The following is a 19,636-nucleotide window of genomic DNA, read 5'->3' as shown; positions in this document are numbered from 1 at the left end:
TCCGTTTATCCGTGGCTTCAGGCCGCGCGCGGCTGGCGCGCCGCGGCGATGGCTTCGCGGAACAGCTCGCCGAGGATGGCCACGCCCTGTTCGATGCGCTCCGCCGGCACCGTGACAAAGGCCAGGCGCAGCGCGTTGCGCTTCGGGTTGTTGGCGTAGAACGGCGCGCCCGGCACGTAGGCGACGTTGCGCCTGACCGCTTCTTCCAGGATCACCATGCTGTCCAGCCCCTCGGGCAGCTCCATCCAGATGAACATGCCGCCTTCGGGCGTGTTCCAGCTGACGCCTTCGGGCATGTGGCGCGCGAGCGCGTCCAGCATGGTCTGGCACTGCTTGCCGTAGAGCTCGCGGATGGTCGGGATGTGGGTGTCGAGCAGGCCGTCGCGCACGGTCTCGTAGGCCACGCGCTGGGTGAAGGTGGGCGTGTGCAGGTCCGAGGCCTGCTTGGCCTGGCACAGCTTGAAGTGCAGCTCGGGCGGGGCGATCACGTAGCCCAGGCGCATGCCGGGGGCCAGCACCTTCGAGAACGAGCCCATGTAGATCACGCCGTCGGGGTTCATCGACAGCAGGCTCGGCAGCTGGTCGCCGGTGTAGCTGAGCGCGCCGTACGGATCGTCCTCGACCAGCAGCACGCCCAGTTCCTGCGCGCGCGCCACCAGCGCCTGGCGGCGCTCCAGCGGCAGGCGGCGCCCGGTCGGGTTCTGGAAGTTGGGCAGCGCGTACAGGAAGCGCGCGCCGGCGGTCAGCGCGGGCGTCAGCGCCTCGGGCAGCAGGCCCTTGTCGTCGCTGGGGATCGAGACGAATTCCGGCTCGAACAGCGAGAACGCCTGCAGCGCGCCGAGGTAGCTGGGGGTTTCCACCATCACCTTGCTGCCCGGGTCGATCATCACCTTGGCGATCAGGTCCAGCGCCTGCTGCGAGCCGGTGGTGATCAGCACGCGCTCGACCGCCACGTCATGGCGCCGGGCGACGAACTCGCGCAGCGGCAGGTAGCCTTCGGTCGCGGCGTATTGCAGCGCCGCCTGCGGGTTGTCGGCGAAGACGCGGGCCGTTGCGGCTTCCATCGCCGCTACCGGGAACGACGCCGGCGACGGCAGGCCGCCGGCGAACGAAATGACCTCCGGACGCTCGGTGACCTTCAGGATTTCGCGGATGGCCGAGCTGGTGAGTTGCTGCGCCCGGCGGGAAATGGCCCATTTCATGATGTGTCTCTTGTCTGCGGTGATTCTTGGGAGAGCGGCACGGCAACGGCCGCTCAGTCAACGATAACGCTTCAGCCCTGCACTTCGGCGATCAGTTCGATCTCGACGCACGCGCCCAGCGGCACCTGCGCCACGCCGAACGCGCTGCGCGCGTGCTTGCCCTTGTCGCCGAAGACTTCGGCCAGCAGCTCGGAGGCGCCGTTGGTGACCAGGTGCTGCTCGGTGAAGTCGGTAGTCGAATTGACCAGGCTCATCACCTTGACGATGCGGGTGACGCGGTTCAGGTCGCCGACATGCGCATGCAGCGTCGCCAGCAGGTCGATGGCGACGGCGCGGGCGGCCGCCTTGCCGGTGTCGGTGTCGATGTCCTGGCCCAGCTTGCCGGTCCATACCTTGCCGTCCTTGCGCGCGATATGGCCGGACAGGAACACGGTGTTGCCGGTCTGCGCGGCCATCACGTAGGCGGCGGCGGGGGCGCTGACGGCCGGCAGTTCGATGCCGAGGCGGGCAAGGGTGTCGTAGACCGAGGTTTGGGACATGTAGGCTCCAGTCAGTGAATGCGTCCGGGAAGGATCGGTGAGGGTTCCGGCGCAGGTGCGGCAGGTGCGGATTGCTGCACGGCGGCGCGGCGGCCCAGGGCCACGACGGCAATCACCGCCACCGCGAAGGCGATGGTGGCAGCGTCGAGCGGCTCGGACAGGATCAGCGCGCCGCCCGCCAGCGTCAGGAACGGCTGCAGCAATTGTATCTGGCCGACGCGGGCCACGCCGCCTTTTGCCAGGCCGGCGTACCAGAAAAGGAAGCCCACGAACATCGAGAACACCGAAACATAGGCCATGCCACCCCAGGCCCGCGGCGATGCCGCGGCAATCGCCGGCAGGTCGCGCAGCGTCAGCCAGGCCACCACCGGCACCAGCACCGGCAGCGATACCACCAGCGCCCAACTGATGGTTTCCAGCCCGCCCAGCTCGCGCGACAGCTTGCCGCCCTCGGCATAGCCCAGTGCCCCCAGCAGCACCGCACCGAACAGGAACCAGTCGGCATGCTGCAGGCCGCCGGCGCCCTGCCACACCGCAAAGCCGACCACCAGCGCGCTGCCGGCCAGCGCCGACAGCCAGAACGCCGGCGACGGCCGCTCGCGCCCGAACCACGCGGCGAACACCGCGGTCGCCAGCGGCAGCAGCCCGATCACGATGGCGCCGTGGCTGGCCGGCACCTCGCGCATGGCCAGCGAAGAAAACAGCGGGAAGCCGGCCACCACGCCCAGCGCGGTCACGGCCAGCCGCGGCCATTGTCGGCCGCGCGGGCGCCGGCCCGCGCGCAGCGCGCCGCGCCAGGCCAGCAGTGCCAGCGCCAGCAGCGCGGCCAGCACCGCCCGCGCCAGCGCGACGAAGATGGGGTCCAGTTCCGCCACCGCCATGCGCGTGAACGGCAGCGTCTGGCTGAAGATCGCCACGCCGATCAGGCCCAGCAGCATGCCGCCGGAGGCAGGCGCGGCAGGAGCCGGACGGGTCGAGTGGATGGGCGTTGGCGGAGCGGGGCGGCTGGCGGGCATGGTTGGCGTCTGTGTCGTAGGGGGTGTCGAGCGCGTGGTCACGCTGCGGCGGGCACGCCGGGACGGGCGCCAAGCGCAATCCACAGCGCCGTCAGGGCCAGCGCCGCGCCCATGACCCGGTTGAACCAGCGCACGCGCTGGCCGTGCTGCAGCCATTGCCGCAGCGATGCGCCCACCGCGCCATAGACGCCGTTGCTGACGAAGCCCAGCACGCCGAACACGCCGCACACCAGCAGCACGCGCTGCACCGGCGACGCCGCGCCGGCCATGTACGACGCCGCCACCGCCAGCGCCAGCATCCACGCCTTGATGTTGGCGTACTGCAGCGCCGCCGACTGCCACACGCTGAGCGGGCGCAGCACCTGCCTTTCGGCCAGCGCCGTGCTGCGCGCGATCTTCCACGCCAGCCACAGCAGGTAGGCGACGCCGGCCGCATGCACCGCGGCGGCCAGCGCGGGCTGGCCCAGCACCAGCGCGCCCACGCCCAGCGCGCACAGCGCCAGGATGCTGGCAAAGCCGAAGGCGACGCCGACGCAATGCGGCAGCGTCGCGCGCAGGCCGAAGTTGGCCCCGCTTACCGCGGCAATGGTCGTGTTGGGGCCCGGCGTGAACAGGCCGACCGTGAGCAAGGTCAGCAGCGCCGCGAATTGCGCCGCGCTCAGGCCGGTGAGCAGGCCCGTGAGCAGTCCGCTGGCCGTCATGCGAACGCCACCGCCACGCGCCGGTTGGTGCGGCTCTTCTTTTCGATTTTGGTCACCACCACCGCGCCGATCTCGCCGGTGTTGGCCACGTGCGTGCCGCCGCACGGCTGGCGGTCCACGCCGGGGATCTCGATGATGCGGATACTGGCCGTGCCCGCGGGCGGGGCGGCGCCGATGGTGCGCACCAGGTCGGGCTGCGCGGCCAGTTCCTGCGGCGTGATCAGGGTGGTGCGCACCGCGGTGTTGGCGCGGATCAGCGCATTCAGGCGCTCGGTCAGATCGGCCTTGTCGAGCGTCGATTCCGGCAGGTCGAAGTCGATGCGCGCGGCATCCGGCGAGATGCCGCAGCCGGTCACCGGCACCGGGATCAGCGAGCCCAGCAGGTGCAGGCAGGTGTGCAGGCGCATCAGCCGGTGGCGGCGGTCCCAGTCGATCGCCACGGTGACGCGCTCGCCGACGCGCGGCAGCGGCGCCCCGGCCGCCGGCACGTGCAGGATGCGGGTGCGGTCGTCGGCGTAGACCGTGTCGTCGATGGCCACGGTGCGCCCGTCGGCCAGCGCCAGCGTGGCGGTGTCGCCGGCCTGGCCGCCGCTGCGCGCATAGCACACGGTCTCGTCGAGCTCGATGCCCTCGGCGCTGGCGGCCACCACGGTGGCGGTGCAGTGGTCGAGATACGGGTCTTCGTCGAAACGCTTGCGGGTGGCGGACATCGGGGGCTCCTTGGGCTTGTTGTGGGGACGGCTAGCGCAGGGTTCGGATGCCCTGCGCGGTTTCGATCTCTGCAATCAGTTCGGGCGGGCCGTCGTCCTGCTCCACCGCGAGCAGATGGCCGGCGCCCAGCCAGGCCAGCCCCTGGCGCAGCAGCTCGGCGCGTGGATGGCGCGCGCGCAGCGTGCGCAGCGCCAGGTCCTGCCGCGGCAGGCTGGCGCCGGGGTGGGCCGCCACGTCCCACTGGATCAGGCTCGGCAGCGCGCCGTCGCCGGCGCTGCCGGCTTCGCCGGGCCAGGCGGGCAGGCTGCCGTCGGCCGGCACGGTGATGCGCCAGTGCAGGCTGCCGCGGCTCATGGGGATGACCGGGGCGATGCGGTCGGGATACTGCGCCTGCCAGCGGCTCAGGTCGGCGGGCCGCTCCACGCGCGCGGCCCAGTGCAGCAGGCACGGGCCATCGCGCAGCCGCTGCCGGACGGCTTCGCTGTCCAGGCCGAACCAGCGCGGCCGTGCCGGCGCGGCGGCGTCCGGATCGATCGCGATCACTTCCAGGTAGATGCCGCCGAACAGGCCCAGCACGCGGTTGTGCGTGCCCATGGCCGCATGCGCGCCGCCGCCCTGGGGCGCAATGCCCAGCACGCCGGCAACGTAGTCGGTGCCGGTGTCCAGGTCGGGGGCGGCAACGACGAGGTGATCGAGGGCTAGCTTCATCTTGGCTTGATGGTAGACAAGGTACTCGGTACAGTACCGGTACAGTTGCACGGATCGTCTTCAGTACAGTTGCAGGAGCAGCACATGGATGCCCAATCCAGCAAGGGCGACGCCGGCGGCGACATCGCCGCCGCGGCCCGCCAGAAGGATAGCCGAGGCGGCGCGCAAGCCCCAGCCGGCGCCGCGCCGACGCGCGCGCTGCAGCTGGTACTGCCGTCCACCGCGCGCTTGCCGGACCCGGTGCCGTCGGCGCAGATGACGCTGGTCGAGCAGCTGACCGAATGGGCGCGCATGCGCATCGACGAGCGCGTGTTCCGCGCCGGCATGCGCATGCCGTCGATCCGCCAGTTGGCGCAGGAGAAGGGCATCTCGCGCTTCACCGTGGTCGAGGCCTACGAGCGGCTGGTGGCACTGGGCTACCTGGAATCGCGCCGGGGCTCGGGCTTCTACGTGCGCGAGCGGGCCCCGGCCGCGCCGGCGGCGCCGGTCCCGCGCGACGCGGCGACGGCGCGCAATATCGACGTGACCTGGCTGCTGCGCAGCATGTTCCATACCGCCGAGGCGCACAAGGCGCCGGGGCTGGGCTTCCTGCCCAACGACTGGCTCGACGGCGAGCTGATCGCCAGCGCGCTGCGCGGGCTCGGCCGCCAGCCCGGCAATCATTTCCTTGCCAGCGGCACGCCGCAGGGCTTCCTGCCGCTGCGCCAGCAGCTGCGTACCCGGCTGGAAGAACTGGAGATCCGCGCCGGCGCCGAGCAGATCGTGCTGACCTCGGGCATTACGCAGGCGCTCGACCTGATCGCCCGGCTTTACCTGCAGCCCGGCGACGCGGTGCTGGTGGGCGACCCGGCGTGGTTCGTGATGTTCGGCCGCTTTGCCGCGCAGGGGGCGCAGGTGATCGGCGTGCCCTACACCGGCGAAGGCCCGGACCTGGAGGCGCTGGAGCGCATCGTGCAGGCGCACCGGCCCAGGCTGTTCGTGATCAACTCGGTGCTGCACAACCCGACCGGCACCTCGCTGTCGGCCGCCAAGGCGTTCCAGCTGCTGCGCCTGGCCGAGCAGTACGACTTCCTGATCGTCGAGGACGACATCTACTGCGACCTGTGCCCGCCCGGCCACGCCGCCACCCGGCTGGCCAGCCTGGACCAGCTGCGCCGGGTGATCTACCTGGGCAGCTTCTCCAAGACGCTGGCGGCCAACCTGCGGGTCGGCTTTGTCGCGGCGCATCCGGAGACGGCCGCGGCGCTGACAGACAGCAAGCTGCTGGCCGGGCTGGCCACGCCTGAGATCAACGAACGGGTTCTGTACAAGGTGCTGACCGAAGGGCACTACCGCAAGCACGTCGAGCGCGTGCGCACCCGGCTCGACCGCGCCCGCGACCAGACCCGGCGCGAGCTGGAACGGCTGGGCCTGCGCCTGTTCCCGGGCCAGCACGCGGGCATGTACCTGTGGGCCGACACCGGGCGCGATTCCAACGCCATTACCACCGCCGGCCACGAAGAGGGCTACCTGTTTGCCCCGGGCAGCCTGTTTTCGCCGTCGCAGATGCCGTCGGGCTGGATGCGCTTCAACGTCGCCAGCAGCAGCGATCCCGACATGCTGCGCTTCCTGGCGCGGCAGCTCGAACGGCTGTAACCGGCGTGCCCGCCGCAGCTCCGGGTCTTGAAAATGGCCCGGGCGTCCCTATTTTTGCCGGCACGGCCCCGTCGGCCACCAAACCCATCCCGATTCGCCTGTTTTCAAGAGGAGAACCATGACCGCACCGCACGAGACGATGAGCTTCCAGGCGGAAGTGAAGCAGCTGCTGCACCTGATGATCCACTCGCTGTACAGCAACAAGGAAATCTTCCTGCGCGAGCTGGTCTCGAATGCTTCGGACGCCACTGACAAGCTGCGCTTCGAGGCGATCGCGAATCCGTCCCTGCTCGAGAACGACGCCGACCTGGCCATTCGCATCGAAGCCGATGCGAAGGCGCGCACGCTGAAGATCACCGACAACGGCATCGGCATGAGCCGCGACGAGGCCATCCGCAACCTCGGCACCATCGCCCGCTCGGGCACCAAGGAGTTCTTCCAGCAGCTGTCCGGCGACCAGCAGAAGGACGCCGCGCTGATCGGCCAGTTCGGCGTGGGCTTTTACTCGGCCTTTATCGTCGCCGACAAGGTCACCGTGGAAACCCGCCGCGCCGGCCTGGGCGCCGAGGAAGCGGTGCGCTGGGAAAGCACCGGCGACGGCGAGTTCACCGTCGATGCCATCGCGCGCGCCGAGCGCGGCACCACCATCACCCTGCACCTGCGCGAGGGCGAGGACGATTTCCTGTCGGCGTGGCGCCTGAAGAGCATCATCCAGAAGTATTCGGACCACATCTCGCTGCCGATCCGCATGCCCAAGGAAGTGTGGGACGCCGAGGCCAGCACCTACAAGCGCACCGACGAATGGGAGAGCGTGAACCAGGCCAGCGCGCTGTGGACCCGCGCCAAGTCCGACATCACCGACGAGCAGTACACCGCCTTCTACCAGCACATCGCGCATGACAACGAAGCGCCGCTGGCGTGGACCCACAACCGCGTCGAAGGCCGCAGCGAATACACCCAGCTGCTGTACATCCCCGCGCGTGCGCCGTTCGACCTGTGGGACCGCAACCACAAGGCCGGCCTGAAACTGTACGTCAAGCGCGTCTTCATCATGGACGACGCCGAGCAACTGCTGCCGGGCTACCTGCGCTGGGTCAAGGGCGTGGTCGATTCCGCCGACCTGCCGCTGAACGTGTCGCGCGAACTGCTGCAGGAGAGCCGCGATGTGAAGGCGATCCGCGAGGGCTGCACCAAGCGCGTGCTGTCGATGCTGGAAACGCTGGCCGACAGCGAGGACGAAGCCGAGCGCGCCAAGTACGCCACCTTCTGGCAGCAATTTGGCCAGGCACTCAAGGAAGGCGTCGGCGAAGACCAGGCCAACCAGGAACGCGTGGCGAAGCTGCTGCGCTTTGCCTCGACGCACAACGACACCGCCGAGCAGAACGTGGCGCTGGCCGCCTATGTCGGCCGCATGAAGGAAGGGCAGGACAAGATCTACTACGTGACGGCCGACACCTGGTCCGCCGCGAAGAACAGCCCGCACCTGGAGGTGTTCCGCAAGAAGGGCATCGAAGTGCTGCTGCTGACCGACCGCGTCGACGAATGGATGCTGTCGTACCTGCGCGAATTCGACGGCAAGGAGCTGGTCTCGGTGGCGCGCGGCGACCTCGACCTGGGCAAGCTGGCCGACGAAGCCGAGAAGGCCGAGCAGGAGAAGGCCGAGGCCGACTGGAAGGACGTCATCGAGCGCGCCAGGGCCGTGCTGGCCGGCAAGGCCAAGGACGTGCGCGTGACGCTGCGCCTGACCGAATCGGCATCGTGCCTGGTCTCGGACGAAGGCGACATGAGCGGCTACCTGCAGCGCCTGCTCAAGCAGGCCGGCCAGAAGGCGCCGGACGCCCAGCCCATCCTCGAACTGAACCCGGAACATGCGCTGGTGAAGAAGCTGCGCGACCTTCCCGAAGGTGAGGCCTTCAGCGACCGCCTGCAGGTGCTGTTCGACCAGGCGCTGCTGGCCGAGGGCGGGATGCTGGAAGACCCGGCGGCCTACGTGCAGCGCGTGAACAAGCTGCTGGCCTGAGCGGACGCGATTCGGCCTTGCGCACCGCGGGTTTGCTCCCCTCTCCCGCGCCCCTCTCCCATAAATGGGAGAGGGGAGACAACAATCGCAGTTTTTGCACTGTCAGCAGCCCGAGCGAGGCCCTGCGTTCTTGCCATGCCCGACACCTCCCCGCCTCAACCCGACCTCCACCAGGGCTTGCCCCCCGTCATCGATGCCCACACCCGCGTGCTGGTGCTGGGCAGCTTCCCCGGTGCCGCGTCGCTGGCCGCGCGCCAGTATTACGCGCATCCCCGCAACCAGTTCTGGCCGCTGCTGGGCGCGCTGACCGGCGAGCCGCTGCCGCAGCTGCCCTATGCCGAACGGCTGGTGCGGCTGCTGGCGCATCGCATCGGCGTGTGGGACGTGCTGGGCGCGTGCCAGCGCGAGGGCAGCCTGGACAGCAATATCCGCTATCCCCAGGCCAATGATTTCACGCGCCTGCGCGCGCTCGCGCCGGCGCTGCGGCGCATCGGCTTCAATGGCGGCACCTCCGGCCGCTTCGCGCCGCAGTTTGCCGCGCAGGGCTACGAGACCGTGGTGCTGCCATCATCCAGCCCGGCGCATGCCGCGCGCAGCTTCGAACAGAAGCTGGCGCTATGGCGCGGCCTGCTGGACTGAAGCGCCTGCCGGCGGCATTGCGGGGTCGGATCGGCCTGACCGGAAGTGACGCCTTCCGGATTGCCGTGAGCCATCGCGCACCTATACTGGAATCGGGCCGGTCCATATTCCCAACCGGGAGTAACGGCCGCTCCTTGTGCGCCTTGCGGGCTCGCACTTTCGGACGCTTGGCGCGAATGCACCGGAAGTGAATGCCAGGGCCGGCAAGTTTTCCGGCAAGGAGGCAATCATGTTCAAGCATCTCCTGCTGGCGGTCGATGGATCCGACCTGTCTGAATCGGCGTTCCGCAAGGCGCTCGCGCTGGCGCGGGACATGGGGGCGCGTACCACCGCGGTGCGCGTCTGTCCGAACTACCACGTGCTGACTTACCAGGTCGAGATGCTGGAGGACACCCGCGAAACGTTCGTCAGGGAAGCCGCGGCGGGCGCTTCGCAATACCTGCGCGAGCGGGCCGAGGAGGCGAGCGCGGCGGGTGTGCCGTGCGACACCGCCTACGCCGTCAATGACCATCCGTACGAGGCCATCATCAAGACTGCCGAGGACAAGGGCTGCGACCTGATCGTGATGGCGTCGCACGGGCGGCGCGGCATCCAGGGCATGCTGATCGGCAGCGAAACGCTGAAGGTGCTGACGCACAGCAAGATTCCCGTGCTGGTCTACCGCTAGCACGGCGGCGCGCGGCAAGAAGCGGGCCCCGGCGGCACCGGTTGCGAAACCGGCGCCGCCGGGGCCGCTTTTTTTGCCGGCGCGAGATGCTTCTGGCATCCTGAGGCCTGTCCGCGGCTGGCTGGCCATGTCCAAGGCCGGCGCCGGGACCGCCGCCGCGCCTTTCTGTCACAATGCCGGCGGCTGGCGCGCCCGCCATGGTTTCAAAGGTGATCTCCCTATGCGTATCTTCGGCATCAGCATCCATATCATCGTCGCACTGTTCTTTGCCGTGCATGCGGTACGCACGCACCAGAACATGTACTGGCTGCTGATCCTGTTCCTGTTCCCCGGCCTGGGCAGCGTGGTCTATTTCTTCGCGGTCTACCTGCCCGAGTTGCGCCAGTCGCGTGGCGCGCGCGCGGCCACGCGCGCCATCACGCAGCTGGTCGATCCCAATCGCGCGGTGCGCGAGGCCCGCTCGGATTTCGACCGGGCCCCGACGGTCGCGCACCGCATGCGCCTGGGCGCGGCGCTGCTGGCCGCCGGCGAGCCGGCCGAGGCGCTGCAGCACTACCAGGCGGCGGCCAATGGCCCGTTCGCGACCGATCCCGCGCTGCTGCAGGGCCTGGCGCAGGCGCAGTTCGCCACCGGCGACGCGCCCGCCGCGCTGGCGACGCTGGAGAAACTGTTCGCGGCCAATCCGCACGCGCGCCAGCAGCCGGAGCCGGCCCTCCTGTACGCCCGCGCGCTGGCCGCGACCGGCGCGCCCGGCACCCGGGCCGCCTTCGAGCAGGCACTGACCAGCGCCAGCGACGCCGCGCCGCGCTGCCTGTTCGCCGACTGGCTGGCGGCCCAGCCCGACGCGGCCGACCGCGAGCGCGCGCAACAGCTCTATGCCGATATCATCCACGACGCCCGCCACTGGCCCCGCCACGCCCGCGACCACAACCGCGAGTGGCTGCAGCGCGCGCAGGCGGCGCTGGGCAAGTAAATCCGCGTTCGTTCCCCGATGCTGTCCACGCGGGACGAACGCCTTCCTCGACGACATGACCCTACTGAAACGCAAATCGATTGAAGCCGTGGCCTCGCGCCGTCCGGCACGCGGCACCCGCACCCGTGGCGAGGCGCCGGCCCGTGAAGAAAAACGCATGACGCCGCGCTTCGCGCCGGTGACGTTCTCGGAAATGGAAGGGGTGCGCTACCTGCACTTCGGCACCGAGTGGGTGCAGGGCGCGATGCGGCTGCGCAAGCCGGACGCGATCGAGCTGGAGTACGCCCAGCAGATGATGGCCTGGCTGCTGTTCCTGTCGCCGTCGGTCGATGAATTCCACGTGGTGCAGCTGGGCCTGGGTGCCGCGGCGCTGACCAAGTTCTGCCATCGCCAGTTCAGCCGTGCGCGCGTGACCGCGGTCGAGCTCAATCCCGCCGTGATCGTCGCCGGGCGCAGCATGTTCGGCCTGCGCGAAGACGACGCGCGCCTGACCGTGCGCGAGCAGGACGCCTGGGACTACGTGATGGATGGCGCCCACGCCGGCGCCATCGACGTGCTGCAAGTCGACCTGTACGACGCCACCGCGCGCGGCCCGGTGCTGGACACCACCGCGTTCTACCGCGCCTGCCGCCGCACGCTGAAGGCACCGGGCGTGATGACGATCAACCTGTTCGGCGACCACGACAGCTTTCCGAAGAACATCGAACGCATCTGCGATGCCTTCGACAACCGCGTGCTGGTGTTCCCGGAAGTGCATGACGGCAACATCATCGCGCTGGCCTTCAACGGGCCGGAAATCGATGTGTCGTGGGCAGTGCTCGAAGCGCGCGCCGACGTGGTAGAGGACACCACCGGGCTGCCGGCGCGGGACTGGGTGCAGAAGCTGCGCGCGGCGAATGCGCGGCAGGAAGAGCGGTTGAGGATTTAAGCGTCTCTCTTCCGCAGGCGGGAGAGAGGCGCAAGGCCCCGGCGCGCGGACGCCTTCACTCCTTGTGAAAGAACTGCGCCAGCGACCACTCGTCGGTGCGCGCCTCGTACTTCAGTCCTTTCTTCATCGCCCACATCGCCAGCTGGCTGTGCGACGGAATGATCGCGTGGTCGGCCAGCGCGAATCTTGCCGCGGCGCGGGCATTTTCCTCGCGCGCCTTCTCGCTGCTGACGGTGGTCAGCGATTTCTCGATCAGCTGGTCCAGTTGCGGGTTGCTGTACTTGCCCCAGTTCCAGGTGCCGTAGCCGGTCTTGGGATTGGGCGTGCCGGTGATCGAGCGCAGCGCCACGTCGGCGGCGGCCGAGCCCCAGCCCAGCATCTGGAAGGCGAACTCGCCCTGGCGCCCGCGCGTGAAGTAGGCGGCCACCGGCATGGTCTCGACCCTGGTCTGGATGCCGATGCGGGTCAGCATGCTGGCCGTGGCCTGCGCCACCGCGGCGTCGTTCAGGTAGCGGTTGTTGGTGGCATGCAGCGTCAGGCCGAAACCGTCGGGGTAGCCCGCCGCGGCCAGCAGCTTCTTCGCGCCTTCCGGGTCGTAGGCTTCGGGTTTGGTGCCGGGATGGCCGAAGATCTGCGGCGACACGATCGACGAGGCCGGCACCGCCAGGCCCTCCATGATGCGGCTGACGATGGCGTCGCGATTGAGCGCCTTGCTCACGGCGGCGCGCACGCGCGCGTCCTTGAACGGATTCTTGCCCAGCGGCTTGCCAGCCTTGTCGGTGACGAAGGGCGGGTTGTCGCGCGACTGGTCCATCTGCCAGAACACGGTGCGCCACGACACCTGCTGTTCGATCCTGAACTTCGGGTTCTGCCTGAGCTTGGCCACGTCGGCCGAGGGCACGCTCTCGATCACGTCGACATCGCCCGCCAGCAGCGCGGCGCTGCGCGCGCCGTTGTCGGTGATGATGCGGAATACCGCGCGGTCCCACTCGGGCTTCGGGCCCCAGTAGTCGGGGTTGCGCTCCATCACGATTTCCTGGCCGCGCGCAAAACGCACGAACCTGAACGGGCCGGTGCCGATCATGGCCTTGCCCGAGTCGAAATCGTTCTGCGTCAGCGTGGCGGCGATCTTCTTCGGCATGATCGGCACGCTGTTCAGGTCATTGGCCAGGTTGGCGTAGTTCGGCACGCTCATGGTCAGGCGCACGGTGAGCGGGTCGGGCGTGTCGATGCGCGCGATCGGCTTGGTGTAGCTGGTGAACGAGCCCGGGCTGTTGACCAGCTTCTCGGGACGCTCCAGCGAGGCCTTGACGTCTTCGCTGGTAAAGGGCGAGCCGTCGTGCCACTTCACGTTGGGGCGCAGCTTGATTTCCCAGGTGATGGCGTTGACGGGCTTCCACGACAGCGCCAGGCCGGGGATGTAGCGGGCGTTCTTGTCCATGAACACCAGCGACTCGAACACATGCAGGGCGATGGCGTTGTTGGGGCCGGCATTGTTCCAGTGCGGATCCATCGACGTGACGTCGGCCGCCAGGCCGATGCGCAAGTCTTCGGCATGCGCGGCGCCGGCCGGCAGCAGGGTGAAGGCGGCGCTGCCGAAGACAAGCGCCGCGGCGGCACGGAGTACCGTGCGGCGCCCAGGGGTGGCACGGCGGCGCGGCGTACGTTGCGGCGGCAGGGCGTGGATCATGGTCATCGGGCAGGCTCCTCGTACGGGTCCGCGCTGTCGCGGACGGGTTCTCAGGCGGGTTCGTCCCGCATTGTGCCGCTAAAGTGGCATGGTTGCAGCCTCGCGGTGAGGGCCGCCCGGTAAAATGGCGGCCATGTTCGCCAATTCCCGCACCATCGTCTCGGCGCAGTCCGATGTCCATGAACACCTGGCCGCGCGCGTCGCGCGCCACCTCGCCGAGCCGTTCCGCAAGCCTATCGGCGAGCCCAGCCGGCGCGAGCTGGCCGCGGCGCTGCAGCGCTGGCAGCAGGCCGGCGGCGCGCCGCTGATCCTCGATGCCGGTTGCGGCGTCGGCGAAAGCACGCTGCGCCTGGCCACGCAGTTCCCGGACCATTTCGTCATCGGCGTCGACCAGTCCGAAAAGCGCCTCGCCGCCGGCAAGGACTGGTGGGGCGACGCGCCGATGCCGGCCAATTTCTGCTGGGCCCGCGCCGACCTCGTCGATGTCTGGCGGCTGCTGCAGGCGGATGCGGTGCCGGTGGCGCGCCACTACGTGCTGTACCCGAACCCTTGGCCGAAAATCGGCCACCTGGGGCGGCGCTGGCAGGGGCACGCGGTATTCCCGGCGCTGGCGGCATGCGGCGATTACGTGGAGTGCCGCAGCAACTGGCACATCTATATCGACGAGTTCGCGCAGGCGCTGAAAATGGTGGGACGGCCGGCGCGGGTCGAGGCCTGGGCGCCGGCGCAGCCGATGACGCCGTTCGAGCGCAAGTACGCGGCCTCGGGCCATGGCTTGTGGCGCTGCGTCAGCGAGCGCCAGCCCGGCTGAACGCGCAAAGAAAACGGCCCGCAACGCGGGCCGTTTCGCGGTCTGGCGCGCCCAGCGCGCGTCAGTGGAACAGCGGCTGCTGCGTGGGCGCGTCTTCCGGCAGTTCGGCGTGCACGATCTCGCCATTGCGGTCGGCGTACAGCGGCGTGCCGCAGTCTTCGCAGTATTCCGGATCGAACAGCGCGGCGTGGCGGAAGATGTCCTCGACGCCGGCGTTGCGCAGTTCCTCGCAGATCTGCTCGAGCGGATTGCCCTTTTCATCGGCATCGACCTCGCCGGCCTCGCGGCCGTAGACCGGCCAGACGATGCCATAGATCACATCCTTCTCGCCGCGCATGGTGAAGCCGACCCGGTATTCCTCGACCACTTCCTCGCCGAAGGCTGCCACCACCGCGGCCAGCTGACCCGCGGAGATATCCAGCGTGCCGCACAGGTAGTTGACGGCGGCACGCACGGTCAGCGGGCGGATGCTCTTGTCGGATTCGCGGCAGGACAGGAAGAATGCATCGGGCAGCAGCAACTCGAACTCGCAGCCTGGCAGCAGCAGCGCCACCGAGGGCTGCACCTGGCTGCGCCATTGTTCCAGGCAGGTCGAGCGCTCGGCGTGGTGCTCCTTGGCATCTTCCTGCCAACGGAACAGCGCCTGCTCGCGCGGCGCCACCACCACCGCCAGCAGGTAGCGCGGGTCGGCCAGGATCGGCGCGGTCTCGGGCAGGTCGCGCAGGTCGACCTTGGGCACCACGCCCGCCAGGGCCGCGGCGGCCAGCTTGTGGGTCAGCGCGAAGGTGTCGCTGTGCGTGCGCGGCAGCTGGTCGATGCTGTACAGGTACGGCGACAGCGATACCCGGGTGCCAGTCGCCAGCACATGTGCCTGAAGGTGCACCGCCAGCGTCTGTGCCAGTTCCGGCTTGAGCGCGCCGGACGGAATGGCGTAGCGCGTGTGCGCGAGGATCGGCGCGGCGATCAGCAGGGCGTCGTAGTGCTGGCCGTCGACCTCGATCGTGGCGGACTCCGCCAGCGTCTCGGCCTGCTCGGCCAGCACGTCCGAGGCGTCGGCATTGTGCTTGAACAGATGCTCCAGCGCCGCGTCGAGCGCGGTCTGGCTACCGTTCTTCAGCAGGCGGCCAAGGCGCTGCGAAAGCCGCCGCTCCCAGTATCCGTCCTCCATGCGGCTGCCCGATGCGTCGAGGGCGAGCGCATCGGCCACCAGACGCTCGGCGTCGGGAGAGAGTCGCGGGGAAGCCTTGGGGCGAAAACCTGCCATAGAAAGAAACCGTCCGTTTTTTGCGTAAAACGGTATTCTACTCGCTGCGTTGACAGGGAGATCGCTATATGCGGGCGGGCGCTGTAGACGCTACCTCCCGCAGGGCCTTATTTTTCGGCCGCGGCGGAAGCCGGGGCGGCGGCGGGCGCGTGGCTCTCGACGCTGTGCGACTCGCCGGAGATGGAAACGTCGCTGCCGCCCTTGGTCAGCAGGTAGAGGGCCGCGCCGGCGACCACGACGAATGCGATAAGGATCTTGACCATGGTGTCTCCTGGTTCTGGGTGATGCCGGGGTCCGGCTTGCGGTGATGCCACCGCGTTGTTGTGCGACACAGTTTGGCAGCGATGGCTTGCGTGGAGCTTACACGCGCCGGGCGCTGCATCAGGTGATGCACGGGTCGCAGGCGCCAATGAAAAAAAAATGCCGCCTGGCCTTACCCCCGACGGGGCAGGGCAGGCGGCGTCCATGACGCGCCGGTCGCTCAGGCGGCCAGCAGCTGGCGCAGCACGAACGGCAGGATGCCGCCGTGGTTGTAGTAGTCGACCTCGATCGGCGTATCGATGCGCAGCAGCACCGGCACGCGCTGCACGTCGCCGTTGGCGCGCTTGATCACCAGCACCACGTCTTGCTGCGGCTTCAGGTCACCCTCGATGCCTTCGATGTCGAAGGTCTCATTGCCGGTGATGCCTAGCGTCTGGGCGCTGTCGGTGCCCTTGAACTGCAGCGGCAGCACACCCATGCCGACCAGGTTGGAGCGGTGGATGCGCTCGAAGCTGCGCGCAATCACGGCCTTCACGCCCAGCAGCTGCGTGCCCTTGGCCGCCCAGTCGCGCGACGAGCCCGTGCCGTACTCTTCGCCGCCGAACACCACCGTGGGCGTGCCTTCGGCGACATACTTCATCGCCGCGTCATAGATCGACATCTGCTCGCCGGTGGGCTGGTGGATGGTGATGCCGCCTTCCACGCGCGCGCCGTCCGCCGTCGGCGGGATCATCAGGTTCTTGATGCGCACGTTGGCGAAGGTGCCGCGCATCATCACCTCGTGGTTGCCGCGGCGCGAGCCGTAGCTGTTGAAGTCCGCCTTGAGCACGCCGTGCGACAGCAGGTACTTGCCCGCCGGCGAGGTGTCCTTGATCGAACCGGCCGGCGAGATGTGGTCGGTCGTCACCGAATCGCCGAAGATGCCCAGCGCGCGCGCGCCGCGCACGCTGGCCGAGGCCGCCGACGGCTCCATGCTGAAGTCCTGGAAGAACGGCGGCTCGGCGATATAGGTGGAACGGGGCCAGTCGTAGACCTGGCCCTTGGTGCCCTGGATCGCGCCCCACAGCTTGCTCGGCTTCTTGACCTGCTCGTAGTTGCCCTTGAAGGTCTTGGCGTCCATCGCGTACTTCATCAGCGCGTGGATCTCGTCGGAGCTTGGCCAGATGTCGCCCAGCCAGATGTCGCGGCCGTCCTTGCCCTTGCCGACCGGCTCGGTCATCAGGTCGCGCGTGACGTTGCCGGCGATGGCATAGGCCACCACCAGCGGCGGCGAGGCCAGGAAGTTGGCGCGGATGTTCGGGTGGATGCGCGCCTCGAAATTGCGGTTGCCCGACAGCACCGCGGCGGCGACCAGGTCGTTGCTGGTGATGGCCTCGTTCAGTTCCGGCGTCAGGTCGCCGGCATTGCCGATGCAGGTGGTGCAGCCGTAGGCGGTCACGCCGAAGCCCAGCTTTTCCAGGTACGGCAGCAGGCCGGCCGCCTTCAGGTATTCGGTGACCACGCGGCTGCCCGGCGCCAGCGAGGTCTTGATGTGCGGGGCCACGCTCAGGCCGGCTTCCACCGCCTTCTTGGCCAGCAGGCCGGCGCCCAGCAGCACGCTGGGGTTGGAGGTGTTGGTGCAGGAGGTGATGGCGGCGATCAGCACGTCGCCGTTGCGCACTTCGATGCCGTCGGCGGTGGTGTAGCTGCGGTTCAGGTCGGCGGCATCCTTGTTGAAGCCGTTTTCGGCCACCGGCTTGCTGAACAGCGAGGCGAAGGTGCTCTTGACGTTGCCGATTTCGATGCGGTCCTGCGGGCGCTTCGGCCCCGCCAGCGACGGCGCCACGGTGCCCAGGTCCAGCGTCACCACCTTGCTGTAGTCGATCTCGCCGGCGCCGGGAATGCCGAACATGTTCTGGGCGCGGTAATAGCCTTCGAACGCGGCGATTTCCTCGTCGGTACGGCCGGTGCCCCGGAAGTACTCGATGGTCTTCTCGTCGACCGGGAAGAAGCCCATGGTGGCGCCGTATTCGGGCGCCATGTTGCCGATGGTGGCGCGGTCGGGCAGGGCCAGGCTGGCGGTGCCTTCGCCGAAGAACTCGACGAACTTGCCCACCACCTTTTCCTTGCGCAGCATCTCGGTGATGGTCAGCACCAGGTCGGTGGCGGTGACGCCTTCGCGCAGGCGGCCCTTGAGTTCGACGCCGACCACGTCCGGCGTCAGGAAGTACACCGGCTGGCCCAGCATGCCGGCCTCGGCCTCGATGCCGCCGACGCCCCAGCCGACCACGCCGATGCCGTTGATCATGGTAGTGTGCGAATCGGTGCCGACCAGCGTGTCAGGGTAGTAGACGCCGTCCTTCTTGTGCACGCCGCGCGCCAGGTATTCCAGGTTGACCTGGTGCACGATGCCGAAGCCCGGCTGCACCACGCCGAAGGTGTCGAAGGCCTGCATGCCCCACTTCATGAACTGGTAGCGCTCGTTGTTGCGCTGGAATTCCAGCTGCATGTTCAGGTCCAGCGCCTTCTTTTCACGGAAGTGGTCGATCTGCACCGAGTGGTCGACCACCAGGTCCACCGGCACCAGCGGCTCGATCTTCTTGGGATTCTTGCCCATCTTCTCGGCGACATTGCGCATCGCCGCCAGGTCTGCCAGCAGCGGCACGCCGGTGAAATCCTGCAAGACCACGCGCGCCACCACGAAGGGGATCTCGTCGACCCGCTCGGCGTTCGGCTTCCAGTTGGCCAGCTGCCGGACGTGTTCCTCGGTGACCTTCTTGCCGTCGCAGTTGCGCAGCACCGATTCCAGCACCACGCGGATCGACACCGGCAGGCGGCCGATGTCCAGGTCCAGCGCCTGGCCCAGCTGGGGCAGGGAGTAATACTGGCCCTTGCCGGAAGAGCCGATCCTGAATTCTTTTAGCGTGTTCTTGAGGTTGTGGGGCATTGCCGTACTCCGATCGAAGGATGATGCGATGGCATTTGGCTCGGACCTGACTCGGGACCCCGATGCGCTGCCGCGGTGTTGACCGCGGTCCGAGGCCGGCAGCGCACTGCAACTGCATACTCTAACCGGGGTGCGGCTTCGCCGCCACCCGGCACGGCAAGGCAAAAAAGGGCGCTGGCGGCCGCCATGCAGCGGCCGCCAGCGCCCCGTCATGGCTTACTGCCTGGGCGCGGCGGATTGCTGGGGGCTTCCCGGCTGAACCGTCTGGCCGTCCGGCGGAGTGACCAGCAGCGGGGTCGTGGCCGGCGCGCGCAGGCCGCCGGCCTGGGTCGGGGCCGCGGCGCCGGCCTGCATGGCGGCGCTCTGGCAGTCATCGGCCAGGCGCTGCCCCAGGTTCTTGTTGAACAGCATGGCCTTGCTCGGGATCACCACCAGGTCCAGGCCGGTGCGGGCGTCATAGTAGCGGTCGGCGCCGGTCACGGTGGCCTGGCGCGGCAGCTTGTAGTCGCGGCCTTGCCAGTGCACGGTCAGGACCTCGTCGCGCAGCATGTCGCCGGCGATATACAGGCTGTTGCCCAGCTCGCACTGCCACTTCTCGCCGCTCGGGGCCACCGCCGCGGCGGTGCCGGCCGCGGCGGCCGCGCCCGCGGCGGCCTTCTTGGTCGACGACTTCTTCTTGGTGGTGGTCTTCTTGGCCGGCTCCTGCGCCATCACGGCGGTGGCGGTGGTCAGGCTGAAGGCGCCGATGCAGGCGGCAAGGACAAGATGTTTCATTTTGTGAGTGCCTTTCGGATACTGAAATCGATTTATGGTGATGTGCCGCCGGCAGGCGGGCGGCGCTGGGATCATTGCCGCCGCTATTCTCTACGATTTGGCCTGGGCGGCGTAGTGCTCTGGGCTTTGGTTACATAATCGGCGCGGCTGTTGGGCCGGCTTCACTTGGGC

Annotated in this window: 18 protein-coding genes; 7 read left to right on the top strand and 11 right to left on the bottom strand. The window is 68.7% G+C overall.

What is annotated here, in order from left to right; all coding sequences use genetic code 11:
• Window positions 1-17: 17 nt before the first annotated feature.
• The 6 genes from RALTA_RS10450 to RALTA_RS10425 form a co-directional block, all read right to left on the bottom strand.
• On the bottom strand, window positions 18-1,202 hold the full coding sequence (locus tag RALTA_RS10450; RefSeq protein ID WP_012353395.1) for an aminotransferase-like domain-containing protein: 1,185 nt from the start codon (window positions 1,200-1,202) through the stop codon (window positions 18-20).
• Window positions 1,203-1,273: 71 nt separating this feature from the next.
• The gene (locus tag RALTA_RS10445; RefSeq protein WP_012353394.1) at window positions 1,274-1,741 is read right to left on the bottom strand and encodes a RidA family protein; all 468 of its coding nucleotides are present in this window, start codon (window positions 1,739-1,741) and stop codon (window positions 1,274-1,276) included.
• A gap of 11 nt (window positions 1,742-1,752) precedes the next feature.
• Complete coding sequence (locus tag RALTA_RS10440; RefSeq protein ID WP_012353393.1) at window positions 1,753-2,757, bottom strand: DMT family transporter; 1,005 nt, start codon at window positions 2,755-2,757, stop codon at window positions 1,753-1,755.
• Window positions 2,758-2,795: 38 nt separating this feature from the next.
• A complete protein-coding gene (locus tag RALTA_RS10435) occupies window positions 2,796-3,458 on the bottom strand; it encodes a LysE family translocator (protein WP_012353392.1) in 663 nt (220 codons plus the stop codon).
• Window positions 3,455-4,168, bottom strand: a complete 714-nt coding sequence (locus tag RALTA_RS10430) for an alanyl-tRNA editing protein (RefSeq protein ID WP_012353391.1) — start codon at window positions 4,166-4,168, stop codon at window positions 3,455-3,457. The genes RALTA_RS10435 and RALTA_RS10430 overlap by 4 nt, the downstream gene beginning before the upstream one ends.
• Window positions 4,169-4,199: 31 nt before the next feature.
• Window positions 4,200-4,877 carry a VOC family protein gene (locus RALTA_RS10425; protein ID WP_012353390.1) on the bottom strand — a complete coding sequence of 226 codons (678 nt, stop codon included), beginning with the start codon at window positions 4,875-4,877 and terminating at the stop codon, window positions 4,200-4,202.
• Window positions 4,878-4,961: 84 nt separating this feature from the next.
• Here RALTA_RS10425 and RALTA_RS10420 point away from each other — a divergent pair, with 84 nt between their 5' ends.
• The 6 genes from RALTA_RS10420 (at window position 4,962) to RALTA_RS10395 (ending at window position 11,739) form a co-directional block, all read left to right on the top strand.
• Window positions 4,962-6,512, top strand: coding sequence for an aminotransferase-like domain-containing protein (locus tag RALTA_RS10420; protein ID WP_012353389.1), 1,551 nt, complete (start codon window positions 4,962-4,964; stop codon window positions 6,510-6,512).
• 118 nt (window positions 6,513-6,630) lie between these two features.
• Window positions 6,631-8,532, top strand: a complete 1,902-nt coding sequence (htpG, locus tag RALTA_RS10415; RefSeq protein ID WP_012353388.1) for a molecular chaperone HtpG — start codon at window positions 6,631-6,633, stop codon at window positions 8,530-8,532.
• A gap of 135 nt (window positions 8,533-8,667) precedes the next feature.
• Window positions 8,668-9,171: a DNA-deoxyinosine glycosylase gene (locus tag RALTA_RS10410; protein ID WP_012353387.1), complete on the top strand. Its 504-nt coding sequence runs from the start codon at window positions 8,668-8,670 to the stop codon at window positions 9,169-9,171.
• A 229-nt stretch (window positions 9,172-9,400) separates the two neighbouring features.
• Window positions 9,401-9,838, top strand: coding sequence for a universal stress protein (locus RALTA_RS10405; RefSeq protein ID WP_012353386.1), 438 nt, complete (start codon window positions 9,401-9,403; stop codon window positions 9,836-9,838).
• A gap of 220 nt (window positions 9,839-10,058) precedes the next feature.
• On the top strand, window positions 10,059-10,811 hold the full coding sequence (locus RALTA_RS10400) for a tetratricopeptide repeat protein (RefSeq protein WP_012353385.1): 753 nt from the start codon (window positions 10,059-10,061) through the stop codon (window positions 10,809-10,811).
• A 55-nt stretch (window positions 10,812-10,866) separates the two neighbouring features.
• Complete coding sequence (locus tag RALTA_RS10395; RefSeq protein ID WP_012353384.1) at window positions 10,867-11,739, top strand: class I SAM-dependent methyltransferase; 873 nt, start codon at window positions 10,867-10,869, stop codon at window positions 11,737-11,739.
• Window positions 11,740-11,794: 55 nt separating this feature from the next.
• Here the strand turns inward: RALTA_RS10395 and RALTA_RS10390 are convergent, their stop codons facing one another.
• Window positions 11,795-13,435, bottom strand: coding sequence for an ABC transporter substrate-binding protein (locus RALTA_RS10390; RefSeq protein ID WP_012353383.1), 1,641 nt, complete (start codon window positions 13,433-13,435; stop codon window positions 11,795-11,797).
• A 118-nt stretch (window positions 13,436-13,553) separates the two neighbouring features.
• On the opposite strand from RALTA_RS10390, the gene trmB reads away from it, so the two are divergent.
• Window positions 13,554-14,240, top strand: coding sequence for a tRNA (guanine(46)-N(7))-methyltransferase TrmB (trmB, locus tag RALTA_RS10385; RefSeq protein WP_012353382.1), 687 nt, complete (start codon window positions 13,554-13,556; stop codon window positions 14,238-14,240).
• 61 nt (window positions 14,241-14,301) lie between these two features.
• Here the strand turns inward: trmB and RALTA_RS10380 are convergent, their stop codons facing one another.
• The 4 genes from RALTA_RS10380 to RALTA_RS10370 all read right to left on the bottom strand — a co-directional run bounded on the left by RALTA_RS10380 (window position 14,302) and on the right by RALTA_RS10370 (window position 19,465).
• Window positions 14,302-15,504 (bottom strand): DUF2863 family protein, encoded by a 1,203-nt coding sequence (locus RALTA_RS10380; RefSeq protein WP_012353381.1) that lies wholly within the window; start codon window positions 15,502-15,504, stop codon window positions 14,302-14,304.
• A 107-nt stretch (window positions 15,505-15,611) separates the two neighbouring features.
• Window positions 15,612-15,767: a hypothetical protein gene (locus RALTA_RS30630; RefSeq protein ID WP_012353380.1), complete on the bottom strand. Its 156-nt coding sequence runs from the start codon at window positions 15,765-15,767 to the stop codon at window positions 15,612-15,614.
• A 218-nt stretch (window positions 15,768-15,985) separates the two neighbouring features.
• On the bottom strand, window positions 15,986-18,691 hold the full coding sequence (gene acnA / locus RALTA_RS10375) for an aconitate hydratase AcnA (RefSeq protein WP_012353379.1): 2,706 nt from the start codon (window positions 18,689-18,691) through the stop codon (window positions 15,986-15,988).
• Between the two features lie 216 nt (window positions 18,692-18,907).
• On the bottom strand, window positions 18,908-19,465 hold the full coding sequence (locus RALTA_RS10370; protein ID WP_012353378.1) for a hypothetical protein: 558 nt from the start codon (window positions 19,463-19,465) through the stop codon (window positions 18,908-18,910).
• Window positions 19,466-19,636 lie beyond the last annotated feature (171 nt).

The organism is Cupriavidus taiwanensis LMG 19424, from assembly GCF_000069785.1.
Classification (GTDB): Bacteria; Pseudomonadota; Gammaproteobacteria; order Burkholderiales; family Burkholderiaceae; genus Cupriavidus; species Cupriavidus taiwanensis.
The sequence above is the reverse complement of the archived record's forward strand: the minus strand, read 5'-3'. Positions and strand labels throughout refer to the sequence as shown.

Bases quoted from the DNA above. Each gene is read 5' to 3' on its own strand.
- RALTA_RS10450 (WP_012353395.1), bottom strand. From the start codon at position 1,202: ATGAAATGGGCCATTTCCCGCCGGGCGCAGCAACTCACCAGCTCGGCC.
- RALTA_RS10445 (WP_012353394.1), bottom strand. From the start codon at position 1,741: ATGTCCCAAACCTCGGTCTACGACACCCTTGCCCGCCTCGGCATCGAA.
- RALTA_RS10440 (WP_012353393.1), bottom strand. From the start codon at position 2,757: ATGCCCGCCAGCCGCCCCGCTCCGCCAACGCCCATCCACTCGACCCGT.
- RALTA_RS10435 (WP_012353392.1), bottom strand. From the start codon at position 3,458: ATGACGGCCAGCGGACTGCTCACGGGCCTGCTCACCGGCCTGAGCGCG.
- RALTA_RS10430 (WP_012353391.1), bottom strand. From the start codon at position 4,168: ATGTCCGCCACCCGCAAGCGTTTCGACGAAGACCCGTATCTCGACCAC.
- RALTA_RS10425 (WP_012353390.1), bottom strand. From the start codon at position 4,877: ATGAAGCTAGCCCTCGATCACCTCGTCGTTGCCGCCCCCGACCTGGAC.
- RALTA_RS10420 (WP_012353389.1), top strand. From the start codon at position 4,962: ATGGATGCCCAATCCAGCAAGGGCGACGCCGGCGGCGACATCGCCGCC.
- htpG (WP_012353388.1), top strand. From the start codon at position 6,631: ATGACCGCACCGCACGAGACGATGAGCTTCCAGGCGGAAGTGAAGCAG.
- RALTA_RS10410 (WP_012353387.1), top strand. From the start codon at position 8,668: ATGCCCGACACCTCCCCGCCTCAACCCGACCTCCACCAGGGCTTGCCC.
- RALTA_RS10405 (WP_012353386.1), top strand. From the start codon at position 9,401: ATGTTCAAGCATCTCCTGCTGGCGGTCGATGGATCCGACCTGTCTGAA.
- RALTA_RS10400 (WP_012353385.1), top strand. From the start codon at position 10,059: ATGCGTATCTTCGGCATCAGCATCCATATCATCGTCGCACTGTTCTTT.
- RALTA_RS10395 (WP_012353384.1), top strand. From the start codon at position 10,867: ATGACCCTACTGAAACGCAAATCGATTGAAGCCGTGGCCTCGCGCCGT.
- RALTA_RS10390 (WP_012353383.1), bottom strand. From the start codon at position 13,435: ATGACCATGATCCACGCCCTGCCGCCGCAACGTACGCCGCGCCGCCGT.
- trmB (WP_012353382.1), top strand. From the start codon at position 13,554: ATGGCGGCCATGTTCGCCAATTCCCGCACCATCGTCTCGGCGCAGTCC.
- RALTA_RS10380 (WP_012353381.1), bottom strand. From the start codon at position 15,504: ATGGCAGGTTTTCGCCCCAAGGCTTCCCCGCGACTCTCTCCCGACGCC.
- RALTA_RS30630 (WP_012353380.1), bottom strand. From the start codon at position 15,767: ATGGTCAAGATCCTTATCGCATTCGTCGTGGTCGCCGGCGCGGCCCTC.
- acnA (WP_012353379.1), bottom strand. From the start codon at position 18,691: ATGCCCCACAACCTCAAGAACACGCTAAAAGAATTCAGGATCGGCTCT.
- RALTA_RS10370 (WP_012353378.1), bottom strand. From the start codon at position 19,465: ATGAAACATCTTGTCCTTGCCGCCTGCATCGGCGCCTTCAGCCTGACC.